Source organism: Flagellimonas algarum (assembly GCF_040513375.1).
Taxonomy (GTDB): Bacteria; Bacteroidota; Bacteroidia; order Flavobacteriales; family Flavobacteriaceae; genus Flagellimonas_B; species Flagellimonas_B algarum.
The window spans coordinates 1-5,435 of record NZ_JBEVTG010000008.1; the positions used below are offsets into that span (position 1 = coordinate 1).

1 protein-coding gene is annotated in these 5,435 nt (G+C 49.9%); it reads right to left on the reverse strand.

Features of this window, described 5'->3' with window-relative positions; all coding sequences use genetic code 11:
• Positions 1–364: 364 nt before the first annotated feature.
• Positions 365–5,425, reverse strand: coding sequence for a PKD domain-containing protein (locus ABV409_RS16630; protein ID WP_353878758.1), 5,061 nt, complete (start codon positions 5,423–5,425; stop codon positions 365–367).
• Between the last annotated feature and the right edge of the window lie 10 nt (positions 5,426–5,435).

Sequence of the window (5,435 nt, forward strand, 5' to 3'; positions counted from 1 at the left end):
AGATAGTACGCTATGGCTAGTAAAAAAAACCAATAGCGGCCATACCCGTCTTAGTAATCTATAAAAAAAACCTTGGAGTTTTCTTCCCTTGATTCGACCGGCGGGTTCCATTGCCACCGACAAACCAAATAATTCCATTATTTGGATGGGATTTACGCTTCTCGTCCTCATGAAAATCCAATACTGTAAATGAAACAACTAAACCAATAAACTCGGGGGGTTTTCAAATGTATCCGCTAATCCTAAGTTAGTTGTCAATACCAGGTCATATTCGATTAAGGGCATAAATATTCGATAAGATTCATTCCATAAAAAAAAGGGGGAAGACCGAAGCCTTCCCCCTTTTGTAAGAATATACTTTTCCTTAGTTCTTGATCAAGAATCGAATTGGCATATCATCTCCCCTGCTAAACTCGAGAACGACGAAATACAATCCATCCCTAAGGGTCTCGATAGGCACTTCATACCTTCCTTCCACAAATACATCAGAAGGTGCATAGCTACCCAAAACCCTTCCGGTCGAATCATGCAAATACAATTTGACCAACACCCTATCTTCAGGGATTTCCAAAATTTGGACGTTGGCGACCGCCGTTGCCGGATTCGGTACGATAACCGCATCGACCATATCACCTGAAGAAGTTGGCGTGTTGTCTTCGACCTCAATCGTTACAGTGGTCGTATCACTTAGTCCACCTCCGTCGGTTACCGTCAATTCAACATCGAAAGTACCAGGTGTGGTAAAGGTATAGGTTGGATCGGCATCGATCGAACTTCCACCATCACCGAAATCCCAAGCATAGGAAACCACGGCCACGTCATCAGTTGACCCACTTCCGGTGAAAGCGACTTCCAAAGGTGCTTCCCCTGATATCGGGTCCGCGGTGGCAATAGCGACAGGAGCTTCATTCGGCACAGCGACCACCTCAATGGTCACGGTCTCCGAATCGCTCAATCCACCTCCATCGATAACGGTCAATGTGACGGTATAACTACCCACTGCGGTAAAGGTGTAAGTCGGATCAGCATCGGTCGAACTTCCCCCGTCACCAAAATCCCAAGCATAGGAGACGACGGCTACATCATCGGTAGATCCGCTTCCTGTGAAGTTCACTTCCAAAGGCACCGTCCCGGTCAAGGGATCTGCCGTGATTATGGCCATAGGAGCCTCGTTGCCCTGGCCGACCACGATCGTTACGTTCGCGGTATCCGTGAGTCCCCCACCGTCGGTTACAGTCAATTCAACCTGATAGGTACCGGGTGTATTAAAGGTATAGGTCGGATCAGCTTCCGTTGCGGTTCCACCATCGGCAAAATCCCAAGCGTAGGAAACGATGCCTACATCATCCGTTGAAGCGCTTCCCGTAAATGCCACCTCAAGTGGGGCATCACCGGTCAAAGGATCAGCCGAGGCCACGGCATCAGGTGCCTGGTTCGGAACGGTTACCTCGATGGTCACCGTTTCGCTATCGGTCAATCCACCTCCATCTGTTACGGTCAATACCACGTCATAGGTACCTGCCGTCGTAAAGGTATAGGTCGGATCGGCATCGGTCGAACTTCCTCCATCATCGAAATCCCATGCATAGGAAACGATTCCGACGTCATCAGTAGAACCACTGCCCGTAAACGCTACCTCAAGTGGGGCGTCTCCTGTCAATGGATCAGCTTCGATCACGGCTACCGGAGCCATGTTCTCCGGGAACACGGTAACGGTAACTTCATCAAAGGCCGTATCCCCTTCATCATCTTCTGCCGTCAAACGGAAAACATACGTTCCTGCAACTAAATCATCAGCGGTCAAAATCAACGTGGTCTCACCGGAAAGGGTAGCCGTTTCCGGACCGCTCTGTTGCGTCCACAGCAAGGAAACGATACTTCCGCCATCTGGATCTTGGGCATCCCCATTGAGGACGACCTGATCCGTTGGCAATGTAATTTCAACATCCGTTCCTGCCTCGACGACCGGTACTTCCGTAAAAATCACCTCCAAACCGGAAACCTTGGCGTTATCGACCACCGAAGTAAAGGTGATCGTAAGGGAACCATCGGTGACCTGAATTCCAGTAAATCCTTCAACCACCGCTAAGGCGGCCCCACCAGCTGTTTGGAAGATATCGTAATTCTCAAGCTGCCCTTGACCGTTTTCAATATCCACACTGAAGACACGAGAACCAACACCGCCTCCGGATCCCGCACCGGGAAGACCAAAGAACAGTTCAGCAAAATGCAAGTTGATGTCGTAATTACCATTCACAACCGGGATTTCGTAACTGAATGACCCACTGTCAGCAAAACGTTCCGTCTGGTATAGTTCATCATTCGTTGTGTTTCCGATGGATGTCAAACGTTCAAAATCATCCCCGCCAATAAAGAACTCATCGGCAAACCAATCGTCACCTCCAAAATTGAAAGTCGGTCCACCAGCATTAATCCTAAAGAACTGTGGTTGACTGATAACGTTAATGACCACATCGTCAAAACCGGTTTCGGCCTCGTCATCAGTGACGGTCAATCGGAAGGTATAGCTCCCTTCAACGAGGTCACTAGCAGTCAAACTTTGTGTATTTTCACCTGAAAGGGTTGCCGTATTGGGTCCGCTTTCCTGTGTCCAAGCATAGGAAACGATAGCCCCACCGTCCGGATCATTACCTGACCCATTCATTGTCGACGTATCGGTCGGTAAAAAAATGTTTTGATCAAGGCCAGCATTGGCAACAGGTATCTGAGAGGCGGCGGAATTATCAAAAATTTCCAGACCTGAGATTTTGGCATTATCCACGACCGAACTAAAGGTTATGGAAAGGAAACCATCACTTACGATAATGTTGCTGAAGTTTTCCACAACGGCTATGGCAGCCCCACCAGCGGTGGCGAAAATGTCGAAATCGTCTAATTGGGCCTGTCCATTTTCGATATCAACGTCGAAAATCCTTGATCCTATTCCACCTCCGGAACCTGCTCCCGGTAACCCAAAGAAAAGTTCTGCAAAATGAAGGTTCAAATCATAACTTCCGTTGTTGACCTGGATTTCGTAAGTAAAGGAACCGGAATTCGCAAACCGCTCCGTTTGATACAGTTGGTCGTTGTCGGTATTGGCGATTTCCGTGACACGGGAGAACTCCATGCCACCTGAAAAGAAATTATCGGCAATCCATTCATTTCCGCTAAAAGTGAAGTCAGGACCCCCTGAATTGATACGAATTACATCAGGCTGCTCCGCAACAGTTACGGTCACTTCGTCAAAACCGGTCTCTGCTTCGTCATCGGTCACGGTCAAACGGAACACGTAGGTACCAGGTATAAGGTCACTCACCGAAAGGTCTTCCGTCATCTCGCCAGACAAGGTAGCTGCCGCAGGACCACTTTCTTGGGTCCAGGCATAACTGACAATGGAACCACCATCCGGATCATTTGCCGAACCGTCGATTAACGTGCTACTGGCCGGAAGGGTCAATGCAATGTCAGGACCTGCATTGGCCACCGGAATACCAGTACCCAATATCTCAATCCCTGAGATCTTGGCGTTATCGATAACTGAAGTAAGGGTAACGGTCAAGAAACCGTCGTTGACTACGATTCCGTTAAAACTTTCCACGACGGCAATTGCAGGGCCACCAGCAGTGGCGAATATGTCGTAATCCTCTAACTGCGCCTGACCGTTTTCAATATCAACATCAAAGGTTCGCGAACCGATACCTCCTGAAGATCCCCCGCCCGGGAGACCGAAGAAAAGTTCGGCGAAATGGAGGTTGATGTTGTAATTGCCCACTGAAACCGGAATTTCATAGGTCATCGTGCCCGAATTAGCGAAACGCTCGGTTTGATAGAGTTCGTCATTATCGGTATTACCAATTGAGGTTACACGGGTAAAAGTACCTCCTCCACTAAAGTAATCATCAGCGCTCCAAGCTTGGCCATTAAAGGTGAAATCCGGACCTCCGGAATTGATCCTAAGAATCGGTAGATCAGGCAATACGGTCACTGTAGCCTCATCAAAATCAGTATCACCCTCGTCATCAGTAATGGTCAAACGGAAGACATAAGAACCCATGACCAAATCACTAGCGTTCAAGGTCGCTGTATCGGCACCTCCTAAAGTAGCCACACTCGGGCCACTTTCCTGAGTCCAGGCATAGCTCACGATAGCACCCCCATCAGGGTCGGTACCATTTCCATTGAGTACGGCGCTATTGCTAGGTAAAGTCATCGTGATATCATTTCCTGCATCGGCAATCGGAATCCTATTGCTCGGTGAGAAGGTGCCATTTTCATAGACCCTCGGCACCACGCTGCGCCAGCCTTGCGAGACTACGTCCAAATCGCCGTCGTTGTCGATATCGGCCACTTGTGCCCCATCGTGATGGTCGATCGTGCCGCCACCGGCATCCAGTTCGTGCTTGATCCAAGTGCCACTGTCACATAGATCGTTCTCGAAAGCGAAGAGTTTGTATTGGTTGCGCCACTCGCCCACGATCACATCATCGTCTCCATCGAAGTCGAAATCGACCACGTCCATACTCAATACGGCATCGATATCTGCCTCTATCACGTTCTTCGTCCATGGTTGTGTCGGGTCTGCCGGGGCCTCGAACCATGCCAGTTCTTGGCTGCCCCCGATCTGGCCCACTACCCCGTCTAGGTCACCGTCGCGGTCGATGTCCGATAAACGGTTGCGATCGAAGGTCGTCGGGAAGGTAATACCCGTTGAAAACAAGGTCCAGCTACCACTGTCGTTGCGCAACCAGTTTCCTGCTTGGAACAGGTCTAGGTCGCCGTCGCCGTCGATATCGCCGTTGCTCAGCCCTTCTCCCAATGAGGTCGGATGGATGTTCTCCACCGTCCAGGTGCCGTTCACCGGGTCGGCAGGTACCGTCACCATCTGAACCTCCGAATTGCCACCCTCACCGCGGTTCCAGGTTATGGCCATTTGATAAGGGCCGTTCTCTTCGTAAACCCCACCGGCAAGACCGGCGATAAATTCCTCGCCCCCTACGGCCGTTCCGGCTGGGATGTCGGTATAGACGGTAAAGTTACCCGAGCCATCATTTTGTGCCCAGACCAAATCAACACCGATATATGCCCCTTCGGTACCGAAGAGGTCCATATCACCGTCACCATCAAAATCATACACATGTGCGACATTCGCGAAAGTACCTCCGATATCAAATCGGTCCCAAGTGCCGGAAGCAGTACCAGGATTGCGGTACCACCATCCTCCTGTGACAATGTCTTTAAGACCGTCACCATCAATATCATGATCGGGGAAGATATAAAGGGCCCTATAAGGCAATTCACCATCGATTTGGTGTTCTTCCCATAGCGAAGGGAAGTCCGTATCGTTACAGGTAATGCCCGCGACCACGTTTACGGTAACCTCGTCGAAGATACCCGTGCCGGTATGGTTGGGGTTGAACAGTTCCAATCGGATGGTG